This window comes from Duncaniella freteri (genome assembly GCF_004766125.1).
GTDB lineage: Bacteria > Bacteroidota > Bacteroidia > Bacteroidales > Muribaculaceae > Duncaniella > Duncaniella freteri.
This window is the reverse complement of record NZ_SJSA01000002.1, coordinates 168,876-193,863: the sequence shown is the minus strand read 5'-3', so window position 1 is coordinate 193,863 and position 24,988 is coordinate 168,876. Positions and strand designations below refer to the sequence as shown.

The 24,988-nt window shown below is 48.1% G+C and carries 21 protein-coding genes; 12 read left to right on the top strand and 9 right to left on the bottom strand.

Annotated elements, in window-relative coordinates; translation table 11 throughout:
* Positions 1–10: 10 nt before the first annotated feature.
* Complete coding sequence (locus EZ315_RS10755; RefSeq protein WP_135472081.1) at positions 11–919, bottom strand: hypothetical protein; 909 nt, start codon at positions 917–919, stop codon at positions 11–13.
* A 113-nt stretch (positions 920–1,032) separates the two neighbouring features.
* On the opposite strand from EZ315_RS10755, the gene tamL reads away from it, so the two are divergent.
* Genes tamL through glmM form a run of 6 tightly spaced genes read left to right on the top strand, consistent with a single transcriptional unit; the run spans position 1,033 to position 9,412 of the window.
* The gene (gene tamL, locus EZ315_RS10750; protein ID WP_135472080.1) at positions 1,033–3,366 is read left to right on the top strand and encodes a translocation and assembly module lipoprotein TamL; all 2,334 of its coding nucleotides are present in this window, start codon (positions 1,033–1,035) and stop codon (positions 3,364–3,366) included.
* A gap of 21 nt (positions 3,367–3,387) precedes the next feature.
* The gene (locus EZ315_RS10745; RefSeq protein WP_135472079.1) at positions 3,388–4,062 is read left to right on the top strand and encodes an HAD family hydrolase; all 675 of its coding nucleotides are present in this window, start codon (positions 3,388–3,390) and stop codon (positions 4,060–4,062) included.
* Between the two features lie 57 nt (positions 4,063–4,119).
* On the top strand, positions 4,120–6,240 hold the full coding sequence (locus EZ315_RS10740; RefSeq protein WP_135472078.1) for a sensor histidine kinase: 2,121 nt from the start codon (positions 4,120–4,122) through the stop codon (positions 6,238–6,240).
* 57 nt (positions 6,241–6,297) lie between these two features.
* Positions 6,298–7,353: a DHH family phosphoesterase gene (locus EZ315_RS10735; RefSeq protein WP_135472077.1), complete on the top strand. Its 1,056-nt coding sequence runs from the start codon at positions 6,298–6,300 to the stop codon at positions 7,351–7,353.
* A gap of 52 nt (positions 7,354–7,405) precedes the next feature.
* Positions 7,406–7,975 carry a DUF4827 family protein gene (locus EZ315_RS10730; protein ID WP_135472076.1) on the top strand — a complete coding sequence of 190 codons (570 nt, stop codon included), beginning with the start codon at positions 7,406–7,408 and terminating at the stop codon, positions 7,973–7,975.
* Between the two features lie 51 nt (positions 7,976–8,026).
* Positions 8,027–9,412, top strand: coding sequence for a phosphoglucosamine mutase (gene glmM / locus EZ315_RS10725; RefSeq protein ID WP_135472075.1), 1,386 nt, complete (start codon positions 8,027–8,029; stop codon positions 9,410–9,412).
* Between the two features lie 92 nt (positions 9,413–9,504).
* Here the strand turns inward: glmM and ftsH are convergent, their stop codons facing one another.
* The 8 genes from ftsH to EZ315_RS10685 all read right to left on the bottom strand — a co-directional run bounded on the left by ftsH (position 9,505) and on the right by EZ315_RS10685 (position 16,579).
* Entirely contained in the window at positions 9,505–11,616 is a 2,112-nt protein-coding gene (gene ftsH / locus EZ315_RS10720) for an ATP-dependent zinc metalloprotease FtsH (protein WP_135472074.1), read from the bottom strand.
* Between the two features lie 22 nt (positions 11,617–11,638).
* On the bottom strand, positions 11,639–12,004 hold the full coding sequence (rsfS, locus tag EZ315_RS10715) for a ribosome silencing factor (RefSeq protein WP_135472073.1): 366 nt from the start codon (positions 12,002–12,004) through the stop codon (positions 11,639–11,641).
* A 145-nt stretch (positions 12,005–12,149) separates the two neighbouring features.
* The gene (locus EZ315_RS10710) at positions 12,150–12,755 is read right to left on the bottom strand and encodes an IMPACT family protein (RefSeq protein WP_370463745.1); all 606 of its coding nucleotides are present in this window, start codon (positions 12,753–12,755) and stop codon (positions 12,150–12,152) included.
* Entirely contained in the window at positions 12,756–13,805 is a 1,050-nt protein-coding gene (gene queA / locus EZ315_RS10705) for a tRNA preQ1(34) S-adenosylmethionine ribosyltransferase-isomerase QueA (RefSeq protein ID WP_135472072.1), read from the bottom strand. It abuts the gene before it with no gap.
* A 37-nt stretch (positions 13,806–13,842) separates the two neighbouring features.
* On the bottom strand, positions 13,843–14,565 hold the full coding sequence (gene truB / locus EZ315_RS10700) for a tRNA pseudouridine(55) synthase TruB (protein WP_135472071.1): 723 nt from the start codon (positions 14,563–14,565) through the stop codon (positions 13,843–13,845).
* Positions 14,566–14,577: 12 nt separating this feature from the next.
* Complete coding sequence (locus tag EZ315_RS10695) at positions 14,578–15,396, bottom strand: undecaprenyl-diphosphate phosphatase (RefSeq protein WP_135472070.1); 819 nt, start codon at positions 15,394–15,396, stop codon at positions 14,578–14,580.
* Positions 15,397–15,407: 11 nt separating this feature from the next.
* Positions 15,408–15,686: a DUF3098 domain-containing protein gene (locus EZ315_RS10690; RefSeq protein ID WP_135472069.1), complete on the bottom strand. Its 279-nt coding sequence runs from the start codon at positions 15,684–15,686 to the stop codon at positions 15,408–15,410.
* A 14-nt stretch (positions 15,687–15,700) separates the two neighbouring features.
* Positions 15,701–16,579, bottom strand: coding sequence for a cell division protein FtsX (locus EZ315_RS10685; protein ID WP_135472068.1), 879 nt, complete (start codon positions 16,577–16,579; stop codon positions 15,701–15,703).
* Between the two features lie 153 nt (positions 16,580–16,732).
* Here EZ315_RS10685 and EZ315_RS10680 point away from each other — a divergent pair, with 153 nt between their 5' ends.
* The 6 genes from EZ315_RS10680 (at position 16,733) to EZ315_RS10655 (ending at position 24,880) form a co-directional block, all read left to right on the top strand.
* Positions 16,733–19,108 carry a TIM-barrel domain-containing protein gene (locus EZ315_RS10680; RefSeq protein ID WP_135472067.1) on the top strand — a complete coding sequence of 792 codons (2,376 nt, stop codon included), beginning with the start codon at positions 16,733–16,735 and terminating at the stop codon, positions 19,106–19,108.
* A gap of 149 nt (positions 19,109–19,257) precedes the next feature.
* Positions 19,258–20,274, top strand: coding sequence for a phosphate acetyltransferase (pta, locus tag EZ315_RS10675; protein WP_135472066.1), 1,017 nt, complete (start codon positions 19,258–19,260; stop codon positions 20,272–20,274).
* A gap of 3 nt (positions 20,275–20,277) precedes the next feature.
* Positions 20,278–21,474, top strand: coding sequence for an acetate/propionate family kinase (locus tag EZ315_RS10670; RefSeq protein WP_135472065.1), 1,197 nt, complete (start codon positions 20,278–20,280; stop codon positions 21,472–21,474).
* A gap of 24 nt (positions 21,475–21,498) precedes the next feature.
* Positions 21,499–22,395, top strand: coding sequence for a diaminopimelate dehydrogenase (locus EZ315_RS10665; protein ID WP_135472064.1), 897 nt, complete (start codon positions 21,499–21,501; stop codon positions 22,393–22,395).
* 117 nt (positions 22,396–22,512) lie between these two features.
* A complete protein-coding gene (locus EZ315_RS10660) occupies positions 22,513–23,370 on the top strand; it encodes a phosphatidate cytidylyltransferase (protein ID WP_135472063.1) in 858 nt (285 codons plus the stop codon).
* Between the two features lie 82 nt (positions 23,371–23,452).
* Positions 23,453–24,880, top strand: a complete 1,428-nt coding sequence (locus EZ315_RS10655) for an alpha-amylase family glycosyl hydrolase (RefSeq protein ID WP_242452583.1) — start codon at positions 23,453–23,455, stop codon at positions 24,878–24,880.
* The last annotated feature ends 108 nt before the right edge of the window (positions 24,881–24,988 follow it).

Here is a 24,988-nt window from a genome sequence, read left to right as displayed (position 1 = left end):
GGAAGATGAATTATTTCTTAAGAGTGAATCTTCTTGAAGTAAGACGGTAACCGTCGGTGAACAGTTCCACGGTGTACTCCCCGGGAGTCAAAGCTGTGTTAACATCCCAATATATAGTTATACCTGTTATCTCATCACCTGAATATTCAATATTCTTGCGTGCTGTACATGGCACGGACTTGCCTTCGAATGGAAATGATCCTCCACCGCCGAGCAACTGACCTTCAGGACTCACGAGACGCATGTATATTGTCTTTTCTCCTACAGGAGTGGAATTGTTCTGCGGAATCGTGAACTTTACCATAAGCTGCTTGGCTTTTGTCACATTCTTCTCTGTCTTGCCGTTTTTCTTAAGAGGGGTCAGTGTCACTCCTGTCACATTAAGTTTTTCGGCAAGAGTCATGCGCTCGCTAAGATTCTCATTCTTACGAGTCTCCTCCCTTACACGAGAACTTAACTGCTCGTTTTGAGCCTTAATTTCACTGTTCTCAGCCTTTAATCCGGCATTCTCCCTGTTGAGTGAATCAATCTGAGCTATATAATGGCGCAAAAGCCCCTTTAAGGTTGCTATTTCGTTCTGTAATTCCTTTATACGTGCCTGCGACTTCACTTTCTCGCTCTTCAGCTCATTCATGAGCTGTTCCACCTTAGCCTTGGCAGCCGTATACTTGGCAAGAATAGTATCATTGGCAAGACGCTGAGCCTGATCCTCATACTGCTGGAATTCCGAATTCAGGACACCAAACTCATTGGATAGCTGTAACTGCTCGTTATCAAGACGCAATTCCTCGTTCTGCAACTGTGCCTGCTGCACCTGAGACTTCAGTGATGCAACCTGAGTGACACCGAACCCTACGGCAACGAGAAGCAACACAGCCAGCACAACGGCAACAATCATAAGTGGAGATTTATTCTTCATTTCCTTCGTACTATATTTCTTATTTTCTAATATATGTGCAAAATTACTAAACACTCCCGTATCTCGCAAATTTCTTTCCTCTAAAGAAAAAATATCGTACCTTTGCATACGCAATGAGAAACTGGCTCAATAACGCTTTAGTAACCGCCGGCATTGCTGTATCGCTCTTGCTGGAGGGGTGCAGTGCGGTGCGTCATGTCCCGGAAGGAAGATACCTGCTCGACAAGGTGAATATAAGTGTCGAGGGTGACAAGGATATACCTTCAGCGGACCTTTACAATTACCTTCGCCAGACACCTAACCATAAAGTGTTAGGCTTTTGGAAACTTCAGCTCGGCACATACAATCTGTCGGGCAACGACTCCACAAAATGGTATAACCGATGGGTGCGCCGTATGGGACAACCGCCTGTAATATACGAACAGGCTCTCACTGACGCCTCTGCTCGCCAATTGCATCTCGCGATGATCAATCGCGGATACTTAAACGCCCATGTAGAAGTTGACACAACAATAAGAACCGAAAAAAGGAGGATCGATGTCAGATACAACATATTTACAGGCGAACCTCATGTGATACGCTCCGTCACCTACGATATCCCTGATTCGGCTGTGGCCTCTGTGATAATGGCTGACTCAACTAAATTCACCGTAAAGACTGGCGATAAATTCGATCGCGACAACCTTGATTCGGAACGCACACTTATAACACGACGTCTTCGCAACCGCGGTTATTATGCTTTCAACAAGGATTATATAACATATTATGCCGACACGGCTGCAAACTCCTGTTCCGTAGACCTCACCATGGCTGTGAGACCTCCACGCCGACCCAATGGGGCTGACACAGCAGCCGACTCGGCTGCAATACATACTCTATACCGTATCGGCAAGGTATATTTCATTACCGACTCGGATGGTGACCGCTCAAACCTTGACACAGTAAGCTACAAGGGGGTAGATATAGTGTACGGACGCGACCGATATCTTAAGCCCGGAGCTCTCGAAGAGAAGTGCTTCCTGATCCCAGGACAACTCTACAGCCCCCACAACGTAGACCGCACATATGAGTCCATAGCCCGGCTCGGTATCCTTAAGTCAATCAACATCGAACTTGTCCCTGAGGCTACCCTTGATAACGGAGACAGACTGCTCGATGCCTATATACGGCTCTCACGTAACAAAAAGCAATCCATAACTCTCGACATTGAGGGGACAAATTCAGAAGGGGATCTTGGCTTCGGCGTGGGAGCCACCTACCAGCACAGGAATCTCGCCAAAGGCTCGCAATTGTTCACCGGCCGACTACGCATGAACTACGAGAGCCTTTCCGGTTCATTCAACGGGCTCATTAACGACCGATACACAGAATATGCCGGAGAAGTAGGCATCACATTCCCGCGCTTTGAATTCCCATTTGCCCCTCTGAGCATGAGGCAGAGATTCAACGTATCATCCGAATTCGCTCTCTCTTTCAATTACCAGGAACGACCGGAATATACCCGCATTATCTCAGGAGCAGCGTGGAGATACAAATGGGTGAACCGCACCAACACCCGACGGCACGAATTTGACCTTATTGACATAAACTACGTATATCTGCCTGCCCGTACAAACGGATTCCTTGATGCTATAGCCCCCGACAATCCATTGCTCCGTTACAGCTACGAAGACCACTTCATCATGAGTATGGGATACAGATACTATCACACCAACAAGAGGATAGCATCAGCTGTAGGGAGAGCGCGAGGCATACAGCCGATAGTCTATACAATCAGAGCCTCAGCCGAGACTGCCGGCAATCTGCTTTATCTCGGATCGAAGGCTTTCGGTAAACGCTCTGAGAGCGGAGTGTATGAAGTGTTCAACACCCAGTTCTCGCAATACATAAAAGGGGAAGTCGACTACGCCATAACCCGCAACTTCGACCACCGTCACTCACTGGCATTCCATATAGGAGGAGGCATAGGATATCCATATGGCAACTCAAGGGTTCTTCCTTTCGAGAAAAGGTTCTATGCCGGAGGTGCCAACGGAGTAAGAGGCTGGGGTGTGCGCACTCTTGGTCCAGGACGATACAACTCACACAATTCCGTGTCCTACTTCATCAACCAATGTGGCGACATAAGGCTCGATATGAGCCTTGAATACAGAGCAAAGCTTTTCTGGGTGCTCGAAGGCGGAGCATTCATCGACGCCGGAAACATATGGACCATACACAACTATGAGAACCAGCCTGGAGGAATGTTTCACTTCAACACATTCTGGAAAGAGATAGCCTGGGCCTACGGACTCGGACTGCGCATGGACTTCAACTATTTCCTGCTGCGTCTCGACCTCGGTGTCAAAGCCTACAATCCGGCACAAGGACAGGAAAGATGGCCCCTATTCCACTTCGACTGGCACAGAGACACCGCAGTGCATTTCTCAGTCGGATACCCATTCTGAACCGAACAACATAACAGCACAATGAAACATCTCGTAATATTCGATCTGGACGGCACATTGCTCAACACTATAGCAGATCTCGGAGCTGCCACAAACTATGCGCTCAGAAACAGTGGCTACCCTGAACACAGCATCTCAGCATACCCGATGTTTGTTGGGAACGGTGTGACAAGGCTTATCGAACGCGCTCTTCCTGAAGATGAACGTTCTCCGGAAAATGTAACCGCACTTCGCGAAAAATTCCGCGAATACTACGACGAACATCTTGCTGATGCGACTGTCCCCTACCCTGGAATACCGGAAATGCTACATGAGCTCAACGACATGGGGGTAAAAATGGCAGTAGCATCCAATAAATACCAGAATGCGGTAGAGACACTGATCCAGCGTTTTTTCCCTGACATACCATGGGCTGCCGTAGAGGGACAGAAAGAAGGTGTCCCTGTAAAACCTGACCCGTCAATAGTGTTCGAAATTCTCGGCAAAGTCCCCACTCGCAAATCAAAAGTGTTATATGTCGGTGACTCAGGAGTGGATATGGAGACCGCACGCAGGGCCTGTGTGGACTCATGTGGTGTCACATGGGGCTTCCGCCCGCTCAAGGAACTAAAAGAGACCCATGCCGACAACATCACCGACACCCCTGACGGCATCATCAAGATAGTACGCCGCCCAGGGCTTGAATTGGATATTTAAGCCAACAAATCTCATAATCGCAAAGCCAATCCACTATATCATCACTACAATCCTAATATGCCCCAAAGATTTCTTTCCATAATCATCACTATAATAGCCTTATCGGTAAGCTGTATAAAGACTCATGCGACATCAGGAACAATGTTTGTCATTGACTCCCTGCGCACAGAACTACATGGAGCAAAAACCCCGACCGACTCTCTCCCTATAATGCTGAATCTCTATGATGTGCTTCCTCGTGAGAAATCCAACAAGATAGGCGACAGCCTGTACTACACAGCAATGCGTGCGCATGATTACAATTCGGCACTCGACATTATCCGCAATCAGGCAAATCGATATATGCGACGCGACTCCATGCTCCGCGATCTCACAGAAAAAGCCCTGAAATGCCCTGAAAGCAACGATCGGAAAGAGACTGTAACATTCATTCGATTCATGCAGAATATGCGTAGAGCCTACTACAGCGACACAGAAGAACGCAAGGAGGCTTTGAAGGAAAGAATGGAAGAGATCATGCTCAATCCACCTTCCGATCTCTATGACCGAGCCGCTCTCACACATGGGATATGCCTGTTGCTGTCCGATATCCCCAACAGCAATCTACTGGTGTCCTATATGGATTCACTCAAAAATATCATCAACAGGCTTCCCTCAAATGCCTATTCGCTAAGAAATGCATACAACGTGCACGCAGCATCCATATACTCCTTCACCAATCCAGAGCGGTCGATGGAAGCCGACTTAAATACCCTGAGGAACATCGAACTGCTAAAAAAGCAGTATTCAGCCAAAGGAAGAAAATTCCGCAACTATCATCCGTCATTTTACACGATATACACCCGACTCCTTTCCAACTTTGAAATTCTTGACACAGCAAAGGTAAACGAATATTACTCAAAAGCCATTGTCCAATTGCCATTCGATCCGGCAATACACGAAACCTACAGTAACTCACAGCTCCCTGACATCTATTACTCTATGTTCTACAAGGACTATTCCAGGGCATTGCCTCTCATAAAAGAGGCAATAAATCAACCTATGACACAAGCACGCTACAAACTCCTACTTCAATTGGAGATAGAATGCGCCGAAGCCCTCGGAGACAAGGAAATCCTGCTCAAAGCCTCAAGTGATTACATAAAGGTACTCAAAGACGAGATAGAAGAACAATCCCACAGTTCATACCGTGAACTACAGACAGCATATGCCATCTACGACATGAAGTACCGCGTCACACAGATGGCAAAGGAGAAAAGTGAATCAGTGGCATCACTCCAGCACACAATAATACTTGTATCCATATGTGCTGTAATCATACTGATAATACTTGCCATATTCCTTTTCCTCCAATTCAGAAAAAACCGCATGCTCATACGCAATCTATCCGAGACAAACCAAAAACTGTTGTCGGAAAGCGAAAACCTCAAGCAATCACGAGCGGAACTGATACGAGCACGAGACACAGCTCAGAAAGCCAATAATCTCAAGACCGATTTCATAAAAAACATGAGCTACGAAGTGAGAGTGCCGTTACAAGCCATCAACGAGTACTCCCATCTGATAGCTGACTGTGTAGGCAACGCATCGTCGGACGACATGGAAAGGATATCCCAACGGCATCTGACACACTTCGCCGACCTTCTGGAACTAAACAGTGAATTGCTCAGCACAATCATCAACGATGTGCTGAGACTGTCGGAGATTGACAGTTCACCCATATCAGTGCAACCGGTGGTGATAAATATCAAACTCCTATGTGAGGCAACTCTCGACAGTGTACGTCACCGTGTAAAACCAGGTGTCACCTTATCGCTCGCCCCCGAATGCGGACCGATAGAGATCTTCTCCGATCCGACACGCCTGCAACAGATCCTGAACAATCTGCTCACAAATGCCGCCAAGTTCACCGATAAAGGTTCAATTGTTCTGTCCTATAGGACAAACGACTCCGACTCAAAGATTATATTTACTGTCACGGATACCGGCATAGGCATAAATGCCAAAAACAAGGACAAGATCTTCGACAGATTCTTCAAGATTGACCGTGACTCGCAGGGTGCAGGTCTCGGACTCACCATCGCCCGGCTGATCGCCCAAAGGCTCGAAGGAGATGTTGAGCTTGACACATCCTACACATCAGGAGCACGCTTCTCAGTCACGCTCCCCAAAAATTAGAGCAGGCGGAGATGGATATTGCTGAAAAATTTTATAACTTTGCAATTGCATTTTAAAATGAGGACATACACACCAGAACGAAGAAGTCGGTTCAACACAGTGATTGACCCTGAGCTTGTGGAGCGCGTGAAGCAGTTGTTGCTTTGTGCGCGCAGCATAGTTATCACCTGCCACGTAAGCCCTGACGGAGACGCCTTAGGTTCAAGTTCTGCTCTATGCTCTGTGTTGCGGGCTCTCGGAAAGGATGCCTCAGTAGTCACAGCTGACTGTCCACCAAAAGCATTGCAGTTTTTGCCAGGTGTCCGCGACATTGTCACATCCACACGTACACCAGAGAAAGCACAGGAACTCATCGCAAAAGCCGATCTGCTCTTCTGTCTTGACTTCAACGATATGAAACGTGTTGACCGCCTGAGTGAAGCTTTGGAAAAGTCAGCGGCACGACGTATTGTCATAGACCATCATCTCGCCCCAGTAATCAGTTGTGATGTCCTGATTTCCCGACCGGAAGTGTCATCTACATCTGCCCTACTCTATATCCTCCTTTGGCAAGCCGGATGGGCGCGCTACCTAAACCGCAGTTCGGCAGCGTGCATATACACCGGAATGATGACCGACACCGGCAATTTCGCATACAATTCCAACGATCCCGATCTCTACCTCATTGTCCACGACCTATTGCGTAAAGGCATTGACAAAGACAACCTTTACAAACTCGTACACAATAATGCCTCGCAGTCGAGCATACGCCTCAACGGCTATGCCCAGTACCGTACAGAATATATGTGTGGAGGGCGCATGGCACTCATATCACTAAGCAGTGACGAGCTACGTGATTTTGATTACTCCAAAGGTGACACAGAAGGGCTGGTCAATATCCCGCTCACAATCCCCGAAGTGCAATGGTCGATATTCATGCGTGAGGACAGCAAGGATCTCGTGAAAGTATCCATGCGTTCCAAAGGGGTATTCCCTGTCAATCTGGTATGTGAAGAAAAATTTGGAGGAGGAGGGCATATCAATGCTTCCGGCGGCGAATACCACGGACCACTTACTGATGCCCTCTCCTATCTACTTCAGATAATTCCCGATTATGAAAGCCTATTGGAATAGGTCTCACCAATAAATACTTATAATACAGATCACATTCACAACATACAACAGAATGAAACGTCAAATTTTATCCATATTCCCTATTCTGGCCCTCCTGCTTGCCGCAACATCATGCAGCGATTCCAAAAGCTATGCCGATCTTCTAAACGAGGAGAACCAACTGGTCAATGCGTTCCTTGCCGAGCACCGAGTGATCGAGGAGATTCCTGCTGACAATAATTTTGAGGTAGGCGAAGACGCTCCATATTATTGTGTGGACGATGAAGGATATGTGTATATGCAGGTCATAAACAAAGGGAGCGGTGAGATACCAGAAAAAGGCGACCGTGTATACTTCCGATACATGCGTTACGACCTAAACTACTATGTGGTAGGCAGCGACGACAACATCGGTGCAGGAAATATGGACAACATGAACACCGAACCTACATATTTCCTGTTTGACGATTATGAGATACAGCAGTCGGCACAATACGGAACAGGTCTACAGATCCCTGTGAAGCTTCTCGGATATGGCTGCAAGGTCAATGTTGTCATAAAGTCACAAGCCGGACCATCATCGGATATGAGCTACGTCGTGCCATTCCTTTATGATGTCTCATACAACAAACCGGCAATGTAACACCATCCATATACACATACACTTGCGATAACAGTATTATAATTAAGATATATGTCTCTCATAAAGTCCATATCCGGCATACGCGGCACCATTGGAGGCGTACCCGGCGAAGGCCTCTCCCCTCTTGATATCGTAAAGTTCACAGCTGCCTACGCAACATTCATGAATCGCAACAGCAGCTGCAATTCCCGCACCATAGTAGTAGGGCGTGACGCTCGCCTGAGCGGTCCGATGGTGAGCGATATAGTAATAGGCACGCTCACTGCCATGGGAATGGATGTGGTCAACATAGGTCCGGCATCCACCCCAACCACTGAGATCGCTGTGGTAGAGGAGAAGGCTTGTGGCGGCATCATACTCACTGCAAGCCATAACCCTAAAGAGTGGAACGCATTGAAACTCCTCAATGAGAATGGGGAATTCCTTAATGACGCTCAAGGCAAGGAGGTGCTACGCATAGCTGAAGCCGGTGAATACTCTTTCGCTTCAGTTGACGATCTCGGACACGTATACCATAACGACACATACAACCGTCGTCATATAGAAAAGGTCCTTTCCCTTGATCTCGTTGATACGGAAGCTATAGCAAAGGCTGATTTTACAGTGGCTGTCGATGCGGTCAATTCTGTAGGAGGAACAATTATCCCACAGTTATTGCGAGCTTTGGGCGTAAAGAATATCATTGAGCTTAATTGTGAAGCCACAGGCAGATTTGCCCATACCCCCGAGCCTATACCGCAGAACCTGACCCAAATATCCGAACTTATGGCTGATGGGAAAGCAGATGTAGGATTTGTAGTAGATCCCGACGTTGACCGTCTTGCCATAGTAATGGAAGATGGAAGAATGTTTGTCGAGGAATACACCCTTGTATCCATTGCAGATTATGTACTGTCACATACGCCCGGAGCTACCGTATCGAATCTCAGTTCCTCACGCGCACTTCGCGATGTCACCGAACGCCATGGCTGTTCCTACTCTGCCGCAGCGGTCGGAGAGGTGAATGTCACAACCAAAATGAAAGAGACAGGAGCCGTGATAGGGGGCGAAGGCAACGGAGGTGTCATATATCCGGAATCACACTATGGCAGAGACGCTCTTGTAGGCGTAGCACTCTTCTTGTCGCTGCTTGCAAAAAGCGGCAAGAAAGTGAGTGAACTGCGTGCCACATATCCTGCTTACGAGATAGCAAAAAACAAGATAGAACTCACACCTGAGATCGATGTCGACGCAATTCTTGAAGCAGTAAAGAAGCGTTTCGCAGGAGAGAGGATCTCTGACATAGACGGAGTGAAGATCGATTTCGCCGATTCATGGGTACATCTTCGCAAATCCAACACCGAGCCTATAATCCGCATCTACAGCGAAGCTCACACCATGAAAGAAGCCGATGACCTCGCCGACAGCATCAAAGCTGTCATAGCCGAGATGGTATAAAACCTCACACTCTTCTCAAAATATCACACCATAATATTAAGGCTCGAACCGATGTTTGGTTCGAGCCTTAATATTATGGTGTGATAACTATTTTACACTCCTTTGAATGGAGGCGGTGTGGCAACTGATGAGTCATCGTTATCATCCTGAGGCTTAGTCTCCTCTACCGGATTCACCTCTACAGCAACTACATCCTGCGGCTCAGAGGAGTTTTCCTTCTCTTCCTCTACATCGGATTTACTCTCTGCGGCTTTAGCTGCCTCGCGGGCGGCATCACGCTCTGCCTGGAGAAGCATTATCTCCTCAGTGCGAGAACGCCACTGACGCTCACCGAATATTTCCTTGAGATCCTCGGAGTACATCACCTCTTTCGTGAGAAGAGTCTCAGCAAGCCTGGCATGACCTTCCTTATGATCTCTGATAATCTGTTTTGCCCGCTCATACTGCTCGCTAATGATTCGTGACACCTCCTCGTCAATCTGCTTGGCTCGCTCTCCGCCATAGGGCTTGGAGAAACCGTAAGACTGACCTGTGGAATCATAATAACATACATTAGGGAGCTTCTCGCTCATGCCATAATACACTACAATAGCATATGCCATCTTGGTGACTTTCTCAAGATCGTTGAGCGCACCTGTAGAAATCTCTCCGAGAGAAAGCTCCTCGGCAGCACGCCCGCCCAATGTCATGCACATCTGATCAAGCAGAGCCTGAAGAGGCGTGATCTGACGTTCCTCCGGCATATACCATGCAGCACCAAGAGCCATGCCGCGTGGAACAATCGACACCTTGACCATCTCGTTGGAGTACTCAAGAAACCAAGACACCGTGGCGTGTCCTGCCTCATGGATCGCGATAGCTTTCTTCTCCTCAGGAGATATGATCTTGGAACTGTGTTCAAGACCGCATATTATACGGTCGATAGCCGACATGAAGCTGTCGCGGTCGACTGTCTTCTTATTATTGCGGGCTGCGATAAGCGCAGCCTCGTTACACACATTGGCAATATCAGCACCTGAGAATCCGGCTGTCTGACGAGCCATCACCTCTACGTCCACCGTATCATCCTTCTTTATGTTGCGCAGATGGACATTGAAGATCTCGACACGATCCTTTAGTTCAGGAAGGTCCACTGTTATCTGACGGTCGAAACGTCCGGCACGCAGAAGAGCCTTATCAAGAATATCGGCACGGTTGGTAGCAGCAAGAATTATCACTCCGCTATTGGACCCGAAGCCGTCCATCTCAGTGAGAAGCTGATTGAGGGTGTTCTCACGTTCGTCATTGGCACCCATATTAGGATTCTTGCCACGAGCACGACCCACAGCATCGATCTCATCTATAAACACTATGCACGGAGCTTTTTCCTTTGCCTGACGGAACAGGTCTCGCACACGCGATGCACCCACACCTACAAACATCTCGACAAAATCCGAGCCTGACATAGAGAAGAACGGCACATTTGCCTCACCTGCCACAGCTTTTGCAAGAAGGGTCTTTCCTGTTCCGGGAGGTCCTACAAGAAGCGCGCCCTTAGGTATCTTACCTCCAAGATCGGTGTAACGCTGAGGGTTGCGCAGGAATTCCACAATCTCCTGAATCTCAGTCTTAGGTTCGGTAAGACCCGCCACATCCTTGAAAGTGACATTGGTTGCCTCCCCTTTCTCAAATACTTTTGCTTTGGATTTCCCGACATTGAATACACCGCCTGGACCGCCACCATTGGCACCGCCCGACATTCGCCGCATCATAAAGAACCAGAAAGCCACCAAAAGCACGATAGGACCGAAAGTCCACAGCATGGAGGTATAATCCGATGATTTCTCATAATTTACCTCGCCATTGAACTTTCCTGCCTCGCTCCAGGCATCAATCTGATCCTTCATCTTATCGGCAGAAGGGATGTCAGTGATGATATGGGCTACAGTACCGCTTCCAGGCTTGAACTGCGCCTCATGGAATATGGTGCTTGCCAGCGAATCGGAGACTTCAGCCTCAGCCCTGTTAGTATTGGTGAAGACCGTAATCTTCTTGACACCTCCCGACTCGACATATTGCTCGAACTTGGAGTAGCTCACATCTTTTGTCAGAGAGTTATCATCAATATAGAGCATCCCGAGAAGGAACACTATTATTATGGCATACGCCCAGTACATACTGAAACGTATACCAGATTTCTTAGGTTTATTGTTAGGAGTATCCATTTGAGGTATATTGGTTTATGCCTTAGTCAAGATCAGGGACATCTGTGATGGACGCATCGCTCCAAAGCCCTTCAAGATCGTAGAGTCGACGCATCTCAGGAACAAAAATGTGCACAAGCGTATCATCGTAATCTATGACTATCCATTGTGAATTTCCATATCCGTCATAATTGTAAGGCTTGATACGGGACTTGTCAAAAATGTATTCGCGGATGCTGTCAGCAACAGCGGCTACATGCTGAGTGGAGGTGCCCTCACATATAACGAAGCGGGAAGCAGCCGCACTCTCTATGCTGCTGAGATCAACCACAGTGATGTTTTTTCCTTTGCGTTCTTGTATTCCCTCGATAATCATCGGGAGCAGATCTTTGCTGTTGTCGGTGGTCATTGATTGAAGTTGTTATAACTTTCAGTGTGAGAATTTGTGATGAAGAAATGAGGAGATATCGATTGACAAAGATACTGAATTTTCAGCAGACTATATGTCAATAAGCCTTAAATTCCTCATTCGATATAGTAACAATATTGGAGGTTTAATAGTTTAATGACGTTCCGGAAATACTGTCAAGTCGGCTGGCAAGCTCTTCAAGAACGTCAAGCGGGAGTGATAGGGTGATTGTACATGTATTGTCAAACTCCTGCCCGGTAATCCTTACACAATCACGAGGATGAGCACCCTTTACGACACGCATCACATCATTCATGGCAAGATAGGGAAATGTCACCGACAGTGTTGTCATCTCGCGTCCCTCCACTACTCCGGCATCATCAAGTGCCATGCGCGCGGCTTCACGATAAGCGACAATCAGACCGGATGTCCCAAGCTTTATACCTCCGAAGTATCTCACCACAATCACTACGACATTGGTAAGACCGAGAGAATTTATCTGCCCCAGGATCGGTTTGCCTGCTGTACCCGATGGCTCTCCATTATCGCTTGACAGAAAAGTAAGACGGTCAGCACCGATCATGTATGCCCAGCATACATGACGTGCGTCGTGATACTCGTTGGCATAAAGAGCTATGCACTCCCTGGCATCATCGACTGACGACACCGGGAGTGCAAATGCGAGGAAACGGCTCATCTTTTCACGATAGATCCCTTCCCCGGTTTTAGGTATTGTAAGAAATTTAGCCAATTAGATGATAAGCATTGAATCGCCGTAGACGCCAAACTTATAACCCTCCTTGACCGCCTTCTTATAAGCCTCCATCACGAGGTCATAACCGCCGAAAGCGGCAACCATCATGAGCATTGTAGAATACGGAAGATGGAAATTTGACACCAGGGCATCAGTGACAGTAAAATCATAAGGAGGGAATATGAACTTATTGGTCCATCCAGAATAAGTTTTCATATGACCGCCCATGCTCACGGCACTTGCTATACCACGCAGCACCTGAGTACCTACGGCACATACCTTACGACCGGCATCCTTGGTGGCATTCACCTTGTCAACAAGCACCTGTGATGCCTCCATCTCCTCTGAGTCCATACGATGCTTGGTAAGATCCTCGACATCGATCTCACGATAATTGCCAAGACCGCTGTGAATGGTAATGAAGGCCTCACCAACACCCTTGATTTCAAGGCGTTTCATAAGTTCACGCGAGAAGTGAAGTCCGGCTCCTGAAGCCACAACAGCACCCTCGTTACGAGCATATATCGTCTGATAACGCTCGGTATCTTCCTGAGCGGAATCACGATTGATATAGAATGGCAAAGGTGTTGACCCGAGCTTGTAAAGCTCCTCCTTGAACTCCTCATGCGATCCGTCATAGAGGAAACGCAGTGTGCGTCCACGCGAGGTGGTATTGTCGATTACCTCAGCCACCATAGACTCATCGTCGCCAAAGTACAGCTTGTTGCCTATACGGATCTTGCGAGCCGGTTCCACCAGAACATCCCACAGCTTATTCTCCGCACTAAGTTCCCTGAGCAGGAACACTTCGATGCGGGCACCGGTCTTTTCCTTATTGCCATAGAGAAGAGCCGGGAACACCATAGAATCATTGTAGACAAACAAGTCTCCCTCATCAAAATAATTGATGATCTCCTTAAATGAGTGGTCCTCGATCGTCCCATCCTTACGATTCACCACCATCAGTCGAGCTTCGTCTCGTTCCCCAACAGGATGCTGCGCTATAAGCTCTTCAGGGAGCTTGAATTTAAATTGTGAAAGTTTCATCCTCTTTCAGTCAGTTATATACGATAAATAGTATTGATCAGTTATTGTTTTCCTCATCAGGAATTATGATGTCAGTAGTGCGTATCAGTTCAACAGCCTGCTCTACTGTCAGACAGTCCTCCACTCTCATGTCACCTACACGAGTGCGCCGCAGAGCTATCAGATGACCTCCGCTGTTGAGGGCTTTGCCGATATCCCGGGCAAGAGCGCGGATATATGTTCCCTTGCTGCACACTATGCGTAGCCGGAGTGTCATTTTATCAGAGTCGAATTCCTCAACCTCTATTTCATCAATCACAAGTATCTTGGGTTTGAGCTCGACCTCTTTGCCTTTGCGTGCCATATCATAAGCACGCTTACCATCGACCTTACATGCCGAGAATGCCGGAGGCACCTGCTCAATGCGCCCAATGAAATCAGGCAGAATCGCATCAACAGCCTCTCGTGTGATATGCTCAGTAGGATAAGTGGCATCGATCTCAGTCTCAAGATCATAAGACGGAGTCGTGGCTCCAAGCTGGATTGTAGCCACATACTCTTTAACCCCGGCCTGAAGCTGCTCTATAAGTTTAGTTGATTTTCCTGTCACTACAACCATGACTCCTGTAGCAAGAGGATCGAGGGTCCCGGCATGTCCGACCTTCATCTTCTTACGGTGAAGACGATGCAATAACACCCCGCGAACACGCTTGACAACATCAAACGAAGTCCATTCAAGAGGCTTGTCAATATATAGAATCTCTCCTGTGATAAAATCCATAGATTTAATAGCTTACCATATAAGACAAAGCACTCCGACACATGCACAATAAAGTGCGAACCAAATCAATTTGCCTTTCTTGACAATCTCAATCATCCATTTGCAGGCAATGCATCCAACAATGAAAGAGGCAAAAAAACCGATCAGCAACGGTCCGGCACCTACTGTCTCGCCCATGCCTTCGCCAGCAAGAATATCCTTCATCCCCAACAGTGCCTCCCCAAGAATGGGGATTATCACCATAAAGAATGAGAATTGAGCGATCCTGTCACGCCTGTCACCCAAAAGAAGACCTGTAGCGATGGTTGTGCCTGAACGGCTGAGCCCGGGAAGGACCGCTACCGCCTGAGCGCAACCTATCACAATAGCATCAAGCCATGTGATATCATGTCCCATAGTGTGATATCGAGCCTCTCGCTCCGGATTACGGAAATAATAGGCAAAACTGAGCAGGCAAGCTGTAACAAGAAGGCATATACCGACTATTGTCAGACCGCTACCGAAAAAGCTCTCCACAGTATCCTTGAAGCATAGCCCTACTATCGCAATGGGAATGCAAGATAAAAGAATCTTACATACATAGAAAAACTTATCGTCCCTCGCTATAGTAAAAAACGATTTGCACAACGGCATGAACTCCTTCCAAAGCACCACAATCGTGCTCAGTACAGTGGCAACATGGAGAGTCACATCAAACTCCAAAGCATCCTCCCCTGAAATATCAAGACCGAGGATTTCACGAAATATCTCAAGATGTCCGCTACTGCTTATAGGTAGATATTCGGCAAGCCCCTGTACTATGCCAAGGATAAGCGCATCAATCCAATCCATATCCGCACCGTTTACTTTTTATTACGTGAGAACATAATCCCTACTCCCATGAATATGAATCCGAGGAAAGCGATTGTCGGGCCCACTACAATCCTGCGAGTCGAAAATATATCAGGATTGAATGCACCCCAGTCACTTGACCCTCCCGCCATAAGCAGAAACCCAAGCACTATCATGATCCCGGCGATTGCCATGAGTATAAAATTGATACGGAGAAAGGGCATTTCGCGCTCGCTCTGTTTGTCGAGAACATCATTCTCTGACCTGCGGCGTTCGTTCTTATATGCCATAATTTTTATGATGATTATTTATAAAGTTCGTCGTAACTTAAAGAGAGATATCTGTTGCATGCGAAAACAGCTGCCACAAGGCATATCACCATACCGATAATTATCATAGCGACCATGACCATTACGGCGTCTCTCCACTCAAGCACTGATTTCACGGATGGCGCAAACATCTGACAATAATAGAGCATAGCAGCGACTATCCCTGACGCAAACACCCCTGCCACAGCACCATTGACAACACTTTCCATAAGGAAAGGACGGCGTATGAACCCGGAAGTAGCTCCGACAAGCTGCATTGTATTAATAAGAAAACGCTTGGAATACACCGAAAGTCTCACTGTATTGAATATCAACACAAAGGAGACCACAAGCAATGCCACTGCAATGCACACAAGCGTAAGAGACACACTATGCAGGGTATGGTTGACACTATCAATCAGCTCATTGTGCACCTTCACATCACTCACTTGCGGCATAAGATTTATTGGTGCCACAAGCATCTGTATACTATCGGCACAGGCATACTCCTTAGTCACCTTCACCTCAAGTTCAGGAGTGAAAGGATTCACTCCTGCAAGACTCATTATGTTCTCATCCTCGCCGACCATTTTCTGCCAGCGTTCGAGGATATCATCGGGTGATGAATATACGGTGGAACTTACAGAATTACATTTTTTCAGTCCGTCAGTTATCTTGGAGATGTCATCGGCGGTCACACCGTCATTAAAGATTATTACAAATCCCATATTGTCCCTTACTGACTGAGTAAGAACATGGGCAGCAATGCCTACAAGAGCAGCAATGCCGAGAATCACTAGCACAAGAGCCACTGACACTGTTGCCGTAGCCCGGGTGCTGAACAATGGGATATGATGAAAACGCTTCTTAGGCATATTATAATAAAAACGTCACAAAATTACTATCATTATAGCCTCCTGTCAAGAGTTTTAACTAAACTTTAACAATTATCCGGTATCAGTTATTAAAAATACCAAGTAAATTTGCAGACTGTAATACCTTATATCATCATACTTACTTTCCTAAAAATGAACAAAACATCCATTGCCACGCGCTACATCTGTGTAATAATGCTGGCTTCGATGGTCACTGAACTACTGAATGCAGAGTCCATTAGCACCACTACCATTCAAGGACGGAATGTTGTTGTATCGGCACTCACCCCCGACATTATCCGAGTAGAGAATTTCGCACCAGGCGAAACTCCTTCAGCGACATTGCCACCAATGGCCCAAGCCTCACCTGACTGTTCAGTAACCACTGTCGGAGACATGCAACTGTTCACCACTTCAACAGGGGTAACCGTAAGGGTCAATACCGTCACCGGTGCAGTTGACATCACAGCCGGGCATGATCGTTCGATAAGCGACAATGGCATAAGGGAAATATCCGACGGACAACAATCCATCCGTCTGTCAACGATGGGGAGCGGTTCTTTCTACGGAGCAGGCGAACGAGGCTACAGCTTCAACCTCGCAGGCGATACCCTCGTGATGTACAACAAACAGAACTATGGCTACACAGCCGGCGATCCTCGCATCAAGCAGATGAACATAACCATGCCGCTATTTCTAAGTTCCAACGGCTATGCCGTAGTGTTCGATGACTATGCGGCTGCCAACATGGTAATGTCAAATCCTATCGTATACACCACAGAAGCCAAAGAACCGGTCTCATACTACTTCATAAATTCCGCCGGCACGCTTGCGTCACTAATGCCAAAACTGACAACCCTGACCGGGCATCAGCCGCTCCCACCACTGTGGTCACTTGGCTACATAACATCAAAATACGGCTACAGGACACAGGATGAGACCATCGGAGTCGTCGACACCCTGAAACGCTCAGGCTACCCTCTCGACGGCATAGTGCTTGACCTATACTGGTACGGCAAAGAGCAGGATATGGGCAGACTCTCATGGGAACCGTCACAATGGCGCGACCATCGCAGAATGCTATCCGACCTCAAGAAAAGAGGAGTCAACACTGTAATAATATCTCAGCCATATATCCTACGTAACGGCAAAGGCCTTGACAACTACAACTATCTGCGTGACAACGGCCTACTACTCAAAGACTCAACAGGAGCCCCACAGGAAGTGACCATATGGGTAGGCGAAGGAGGGATGTTTGATGTATCCAATCCCAATACCAGGAAATGGCTAAAAGAACGATACAAACAGCTCACTCTTGATGGTGTAGGAGGATGGTGGGGAGACCTCGGCGAACCGGAAGTGCACCCTGAAAGCGGACTGCACGCAAACGGACTCACCACACGCCAATACCATAATAAATATGGCAATGACTGGAGCAAGATAATCTATGATCTGTACAAAGAGGAATTCCCTGACCGCCGACTCATGACAATGATGCGTGGAGGCACCACCGGGCTTCAGCAATACAGCGTGTTTCCATGGTCGACCGATGTGTCACGCTCATGGGGCGGACTGCAACCTCAGATCACAATCATGCTCAACTCCGGACTGAGCGGACTGGGATATATGAGCCACGATGTCGGAGGATTCGCGATTGACGAATCTGCCCCATACGACCCCGAACTGTATGTCCGCTGGCTACAGCTCGGCACATTTTCACCGGTACTACGCACTCACGCACAGCGCACCGCCGAACCATACAACTATCCGGAGCAGCAGCACATAATACTACCGCTCATAAAGGAGCGATACCGATGGCTCCCTTACAACTATACTCTTGCCTATGAAAATGCCACTGACGGACTGCCGCTCGTACGTCCCCTCAATTTCTATAGTCACGGAAGTGCGAAGTACGATGACATTGCCGACGAGTACCTCTGGGGGCGTGATGTCCTCGTTGCTCCGGTTCTTACAAAGGGGGCGACTAAACGCAGAATAATATTCCCTGAAGGTGAATGGATAGACATTACAAACCCCGAAACGACATATCATGAGGGCGACACCATATCGTATGCCGCACCTCTTGAAACCCTACCTCTGTTCGTACGTGCGGGATCATTCATACCCACTGCCGATTACCCGATGGATAACACAGGCGACTACCGCACTGACCGGTACACGATCAACTACTATCCCGCCGAAGGGGAATCATCCTATACGCTCTATGAGGACAACCCAGGCTCAACCTCCTCACTATCCGACAAAGAATACCGCTTAGTGACTTTCACAGGCGAAACCACACCTTCCTCAATAAATATTAAAATAAAAGCCACAGGGAGCTACCCGGAAAGCAAGAAAACAAAAAAACTCTCATTTGTGATTCATCGTACAGGGTTTACTCCCACTTCCGTGACTGTTGACGATCGCAAAATCAGGAACTACAAATACGACCCCACAGAAAAGACCCTTCGTTTTGAAATAACACTTGACAACGATAAGGAAACCCCTTCTGAAATAAGGGTACAATAACATTTGATAAAATCATTCCCCCAATGACAATTTTTTTTGCCATTGGGGGAAATTGTTTGTAACTTTGCCGATGAATAAATTTGTACCAACAACAATCATCAATTCATCCGACAAAATCAACAACCAAATTATAATACCTGAATACAGTTATGGGATTATTTGAAAAACTTACTGCGAAAGCCAAGGCCTCACGCCAGCGCATCGTGCTCCCGGAAGGGACCGAGCCCCGTACACTCACAGCCGCCGACCGCATCATAGCGGAAGGCATTGCCGACATCATCCTGATTGGCGACCCAAAGGAGATCAACACGATGGCATCGGAGCTCAAACTCACCAACATCGACAAGGCAACGATAGTCAACCCTACTGACGAGGCTATCATTGACAAATACGCTCCGCTGTTCTACGAACTCCGCAAGAAAAAAGGTATCTCAATGGAAGAGGCCCGCACCACCACAGCCAACCCGCTGTATCTCGGCTGCCTCATGATAAAGAGCGGCGATGCCGACGGACAGGTGGCAGGTGCACTCAACACCACCGGCAATGTGCTCCGCGCAGCATTTCAGGTAATCAAGACAATGCCAGGCATAAACGTAGTGTCAGGCGCATTCGTAATGGTGCTCCCCGAAGGCTCGTCCTTCGGCACAAACGGACTCCTTATCTTTGCCGATTGTGCAGTAATCCCCGATCCAACAGCCACAGAGCTCGCACAGATAGCCGTATCCGCAGCACAGACCGCCCGCGACATCGCAGGCATGGAACCCCGCGTGGCAATCCTCAGCTTCTCAACTAAGGGAAGTGCCAAGCACGAGCGCATCGATAAAGTGATTGAAGCGACACAGATCGCTCACCGCATGGCTCCCGAACTACAGCTCGACGGAGAACTTCAGGCTGATGCCGCACTCGTACCCAGCGTAGCCAACAGCAAAGCCCCCAACAGTCCGCTCGCAGGTCGCGCCAACGTCCTCGTGTTCCCGTCTCTCGAAGTAGGCAACATTGCTTACAAGCTCGTTCAGCGTCTTGGCGGTGTTGAGGCTGTAGGTCCTGTTCTACAGGGTCTTGCCGCTCCGGTCAACGACCTTTCCCGCGGATGCTTCCCCGAGGATATCTACAAAACAATCATCATCACCTGCAACCAGGCAATCGGTCTAAAAGAAAACAAATAAACCATGAAAATATTAGTCCTCAACTGCGGAAGCAGTTCCGTAAAATACAAGCTCATTGATACATCATCCGACGCTGTTCTCGCTGAAGGTGGAGCAGAGAAAATCGGTCTTGCCGACGGATTCCTCAAATACAAAAAAGCCGATGGTTCAAAAGCCATTATCGAGCTTGGCCAGACCGACCATAACGGTGCGGTAAAAGCTATTCTCAACCTCCTCTCTGATCCTGTTGAAGGATGCATAAAGAATTATGCTGAGATCGATGCTGTAGGACATCGTGTGGTACACGGAGCAGAAAAGTTCAGCCAAAGCGTACTTATCACCGATGAGGTCAAGGACATGATCAAACAGTGCTATGACCTTGCCCCCCTCCACAACCCCGCCAACATGACCGGTATCGACGCAATCACTGCCCTCATGCCTGAAGTGCCTCAGGTAGCAGTGTTTGACACAGCATTCCATCAGACCATGCCCGCAAAGTCGTTCATGTATGCCCTCCCCTACAAATACTATACAGAGGACGGTGTGCGCCGCTACGGTTTCCATGGCACAAGCCACCGCTATGTGTCACAGCGCGTGTGTGAATTCCTTGGGATCTCTCCTGTCGGACAGAAAATCATCACCTGCCACATCGGCAACGGCGGTTCCATAACAGCTGTAGTCGACGGAAAAAGCGTGGATACATCCATGGGGCTCACTCCCACTGAAGGTCTCATGATGGGAACACGAGTAGGCGACGTTGACCCGGGCGCGCTCGTTTACCTTATGCTCAAGCATAACCTGTCGGCAACAGAACTCCAGAAGATCATCAACAAGGAGAGCGGCATGCTCGGCACCAGCGAGATATCAAGCGACATGCGTGAGATAGAAGCAGCCGTAGACGCCAAAAACCCTCGCGCTTGCCTCGGGCTGGACATGTATGAGCAGCGCATCACAAAATATATCGGAGCCTATGCAGCCGAAATGGGAGGCGTCGATATCATAGTATTCACAGGAGGTGTCGGCGAGAACCAGTGTTCACTCCGCTCTAATGTCTGTGCTCCGCTCGCATTCATGGGTGTAGAGATCGACATGGAAGTCAACAAGGTACGTGGCGAAGAGAAAGTAATCTCCACCCCGGCATCCAAGGTGAAAGTAGTGGTAATACCCACTGACGAGGAGCTGATGATCGCCCGCGATACAGAAGCTATCGTCAAGAAATAAACATATAAACTAATTCGACCATTTATGACTAAAATCCGTGCAGCAGTTGTCGGTTATGGCAACATAGGTAAATTCACAATTCAGGCTCTCGAAGCCGCTCCTGATATGGAGATAGCCGGCGTAGTACGCCGTAACCTCGGAGAGAAACCCCTCGAACTGACACCCTATCCAGTCGTAACCGATATCCGCGAGCTCGGACATGTCGATGTGGCAATTCTCTGCACACCCACGCGTGAAGTCGAGAAATACGCTCTCGAATTCCTTGCCTTGGGAATCAATACTGTCGACAGTTTTGACATCCACACCCAGATCACCGCGCTCCGCCGCTCCCTCAACGAAGCTGCGGTAAAAGCCGGAAAAGTGTCAGTCATATCAGCAGGCTGGGACCCGGGAAGCGATTCCATAATAAGGACCCTTCTTGAAGCAGCTGCCCCTAAAGGCATCACTTATACCAACTTCGGACCCGGCATGAGCATGGGACACACAGTATGTGTCAAATCAAAGCCAGGAGTGAAGAACGCCCTTTCCATGACCATGCCTAAGGGTGACGGAATGCACCGCCGTATGGTGTATGTGGAACTCCTGCCCGGAGCAACTCTCGAAGAGGTAGCCAAAGCTGTAAAGGAGGACCCCTATTTTGCTTCCGACGAAACACACGTTATGGCAGTGGAGAGTGTGGATGCAGTAAAGGATATGGGCCACGGTGTGCATATGGTGCGCAAGGGTGTTTCAGGGCAGACTCAGAACCAGCGTTTTGAGTTCACTATGAGCATCAACAATCCCGCGCTCACAGCCCAGCTCCTTGTAGCTGTGGCACGAGCCGCAATGCGTCTTGCACCAGGAGCATACACAATGGTCGAGATCCCTGTGATAGACCTACTGCCTGGTGACCGCGAATCACTCATCGCGCATCTGGTGTAAGTCCACAATAAACTTTAGCAACTCCACAAAGCTTGGGAAAGGCTCTAAATTTTAGAGCCTTTCCCAAGCTTTTTTGGTATTTTTTCACTATTTTTGCAGAAACAAATAAATCCGACAATGAAGAACCTATTGAAACGCTCCCTGACAGGCGTAATATACGTTGCACTCATCGTTGCTGCCGTTCTTGCCGGCGGATGGTGGTTCGTATCGCTATTCGCATTGTTTGCCATACTCGCCATAAATGAGTTCGCCAATCTCACCATAGCAAAAAACGGTGGTGAAAATGTCATCACTCTGATCTCTGACATAGCAGGAACTCTCATACTCTTTGTAGGGCTCAGTTGCGTAAATATAGGACTCCTCACCCCCCACACCACAGCAGTACTCGGAGGCACATTTTTTATCATGTATCTTCTTTATATGGTGATACGTCTTGTGATGCAGCTCTACAGCCAGGAACCATCCCCCCTTGCCAGCCTCGCATACTCTTATATGGGGCAGATGTACATAGCATTGCCACTCGGCATCATGTCAATGTACTACACGCTATCTGACGGGGCAGCTCTCCTGCTTGCAATGTTCATCATGATCTGGCTCAGCGACACCGGAGCATTTCTTGTAGGCTCAATGATAGGAAAGCACAAACTGTTCCCACGCATATCCCCCGGGAAAACATGGGAGGGATTCTTCGGCGGAATACTCTTCGCAACAGCATCGGCATTCGTTATGAAATACGGATTCGGAATTTATTTTGAATCAATCCCTCTCGCCGCGCTCTGCGGAATGGGCGTGACTGTAGCCATCTTCGCCACCTGGGGCGATCTTGTGGAATCACTAATAAAACGCACTCTTGGAGTCAAGGACTCAGGCAATCTACTTCCTGGCCATGGCGGAATCCTTGACCGTATTGACTCGCTGCTGCTCGTGATTCCTGCATCCCTCATATATCTTATCACAATCACTCTCTATATATGAATCAGGGGGCTTAAGAGAGTAGCCAAAGCCCCGATTACCAATTCTTTTCCGGCTAATATCATACTTACATATAATTCCATCTATGAAAAAAATTTTATTCCTCGCTATGGCAGGGAGCATTATAGCTACATCTTGCCATAAAACGGATCAGGCTCCCGAAGCCGACACCAACGATGAGGTGATACTTCATGCCTGGTCATGGTCATTCGACACAATCGCAGCAAACATGAAAGATATAGCAGAGGCTGGATATGCTTATGTGCAGACATCCCCGGCTAACACTTGTTTTGTGGGTGAGGATGGCGGCATGGCACTATACTCTCAGCCAGGCGACTCGATCAAAGGAAAATGGTACTACTACTATCAGCCTACCGACTGGAAAATAGGCAACTATCTGCTGGGCTCACGCGACCAATTCAAGTCCATGATGGACAGTGCTTCAAAATACAATGTAAAAATCATTGTCGATGTACTCCCCAACCATACAGCAGTCGATCACTCGGCAGTATTGCCTGACCTCGACAATGCCGTAGGCGGACATGACAAACTGTTCCATGCCAACGGACTCACTGACATAATCGACTACAATGACCGATACCAGTGCACCACCGGCAAGATGGGCGGGCTACCTGATGTCAATACCGAAAATCCCGATTTCCAGGCTTACTACATGAATTATGTAAACGATCTGCTCAGCCTCGGAGTGAAAGGCTTCCGTTACGACACTGCCAAGCACATAGGATTGCCGTCCGATCCACTGGACTCACTCGCCGAACGCAACAATTTCTGGGATGTCGCTACCGGCCGGGAAGAGGTCAAGGGCGTAAGGCTCGCTGTGCCACGCGATTCACTCTTCATATATGGAGAAGTCCTTCAGGACCGCAACGTAAAGGAGGCGGAGTACGGTGAATACATGGATCTTGTGGCAAGCAACTATGGGCACGCACTGCGCAACGTGCTTGAGAAAGCTGACTTCAATGCCGACTCACTCCTCACATGGCACCACCCTGTCGACGGCAAACACCTTGTGACATGGGTAGAATCACACGATACATACTGCAACCAGCATGAGTCAGCCGACCTTACCGATGAACAGGTAAGAATGGGATATGTATTCCTTGCAGCTCGTCAGAACGGCACACCTCTGTTCTATAGCCGCCCGGCAGGAAGCACCCGCGAAAACTATTGGGGAAACAACCGTGTAGGTGCTCGCGGGAATGATGAATTCAAACACCCGGAAGTAGTGGCAATCAACAAGTTCCGCCGTGCAATGCACGGACAGCCCGAAAAAGTGACATCATCCGACAACGGAGCTGTGATTTCTGTTGAACGCGGAAAAGCAGGTCTCGTCATAATCAATATCTCCGGACAGCCACAGGCAATAGACATTGCAACAACTCTCCCTGACGGAACATACTCCGACAGTTTACACGGCACATCTTTTGAAGTGAAATCCGGTAAAATAACAGGCTCTGTCGCACCATATACTTCATCAATACTCACACGGTAAAACAAGCTATATATCGTTGCCCTATCGCTTAGATGTAAGGGTTTGACAATAAAATTTTTAGCTTTTTGAACTAAACGTCAGCCATTTTTGTTTCAAAGATGACTGACG

Coding starts and splice junctions, on each gene's coding strand:
- EZ315_RS10680 (WP_135472067.1), top strand. CDS start 16,733: ATGAACAAAACATCCATTGCCACGCGCTACATCTGTGTAATAATGCTG.
- EZ315_RS10735 (WP_135472077.1), top strand. CDS start 6,298: ATGAGGACATACACACCAGAACGAAGAAGTCGGTTCAACACAGTGATT.
- queA (WP_135472072.1), bottom strand. CDS start 13,805: ATGAAACTTTCACAATTTAAATTCAAGCTCCCTGAAGAGCTTATAGCG.
- EZ315_RS10730 (WP_135472076.1), top strand. CDS start 7,406: ATGAAACGTCAAATTTTATCCATATTCCCTATTCTGGCCCTCCTGCTT.
- EZ315_RS10655 (WP_242452583.1), top strand. CDS start 23,453: ATGAAAAAAATTTTATTCCTCGCTATGGCAGGGAGCATTATAGCTACA.
- EZ315_RS10690 (WP_135472069.1), bottom strand. CDS start 15,686: ATGGCATATAAGAACGAACGCCGCAGGTCAGAGAATGATGTTCTCGAC.
- pta (WP_135472066.1), top strand. CDS start 19,258: ATGGGATTATTTGAAAAACTTACTGCGAAAGCCAAGGCCTCACGCCAG.
- EZ315_RS10685 (WP_135472068.1), bottom strand. CDS start 16,579: ATGCCTAAGAAGCGTTTTCATCATATCCCATTGTTCAGCACCCGGGCT.
- ftsH (WP_135472074.1), bottom strand. CDS start 11,616: ATGGATACTCCTAACAATAAACCTAAGAAATCTGGTATACGTTTCAGT.
- rsfS (WP_135472073.1), bottom strand. CDS start 12,004: ATGACCACCGACAACAGCAAAGATCTGCTCCCGATGATTATCGAGGGA.
- EZ315_RS10670 (WP_135472065.1), top strand. CDS start 20,278: ATGAAAATATTAGTCCTCAACTGCGGAAGCAGTTCCGTAAAATACAAG.
- EZ315_RS10665 (WP_135472064.1), top strand. CDS start 21,499: ATGACTAAAATCCGTGCAGCAGTTGTCGGTTATGGCAACATAGGTAAA.
- tamL (WP_135472080.1), top strand. CDS start 1,033: ATGAGAAACTGGCTCAATAACGCTTTAGTAACCGCCGGCATTGCTGTA.
- EZ315_RS10740 (WP_135472078.1), top strand. CDS start 4,120: ATGCCCCAAAGATTTCTTTCCATAATCATCACTATAATAGCCTTATCG.
- glmM (WP_135472075.1), top strand. CDS start 8,027: ATGTCTCTCATAAAGTCCATATCCGGCATACGCGGCACCATTGGAGGC.
- EZ315_RS10755 (WP_135472081.1), bottom strand. CDS start 919: ATGAAGAATAAATCTCCACTTATGATTGTTGCCGTTGTGCTGGCTGTG.
- EZ315_RS10695 (WP_135472070.1), bottom strand. CDS start 15,396: ATGGATTGGATTGATGCGCTTATCCTTGGCATAGTACAGGGGCTTGCC.
- EZ315_RS10660 (WP_135472063.1), top strand. CDS start 22,513: ATGAAGAACCTATTGAAACGCTCCCTGACAGGCGTAATATACGTTGCA.
- truB (WP_135472071.1), bottom strand. CDS start 14,565: ATGGATTTTATCACAGGAGAGATTCTATATATTGACAAGCCTCTTGAA.
- EZ315_RS10745 (WP_135472079.1), top strand. CDS start 3,388: ATGAAACATCTCGTAATATTCGATCTGGACGGCACATTGCTCAACACT.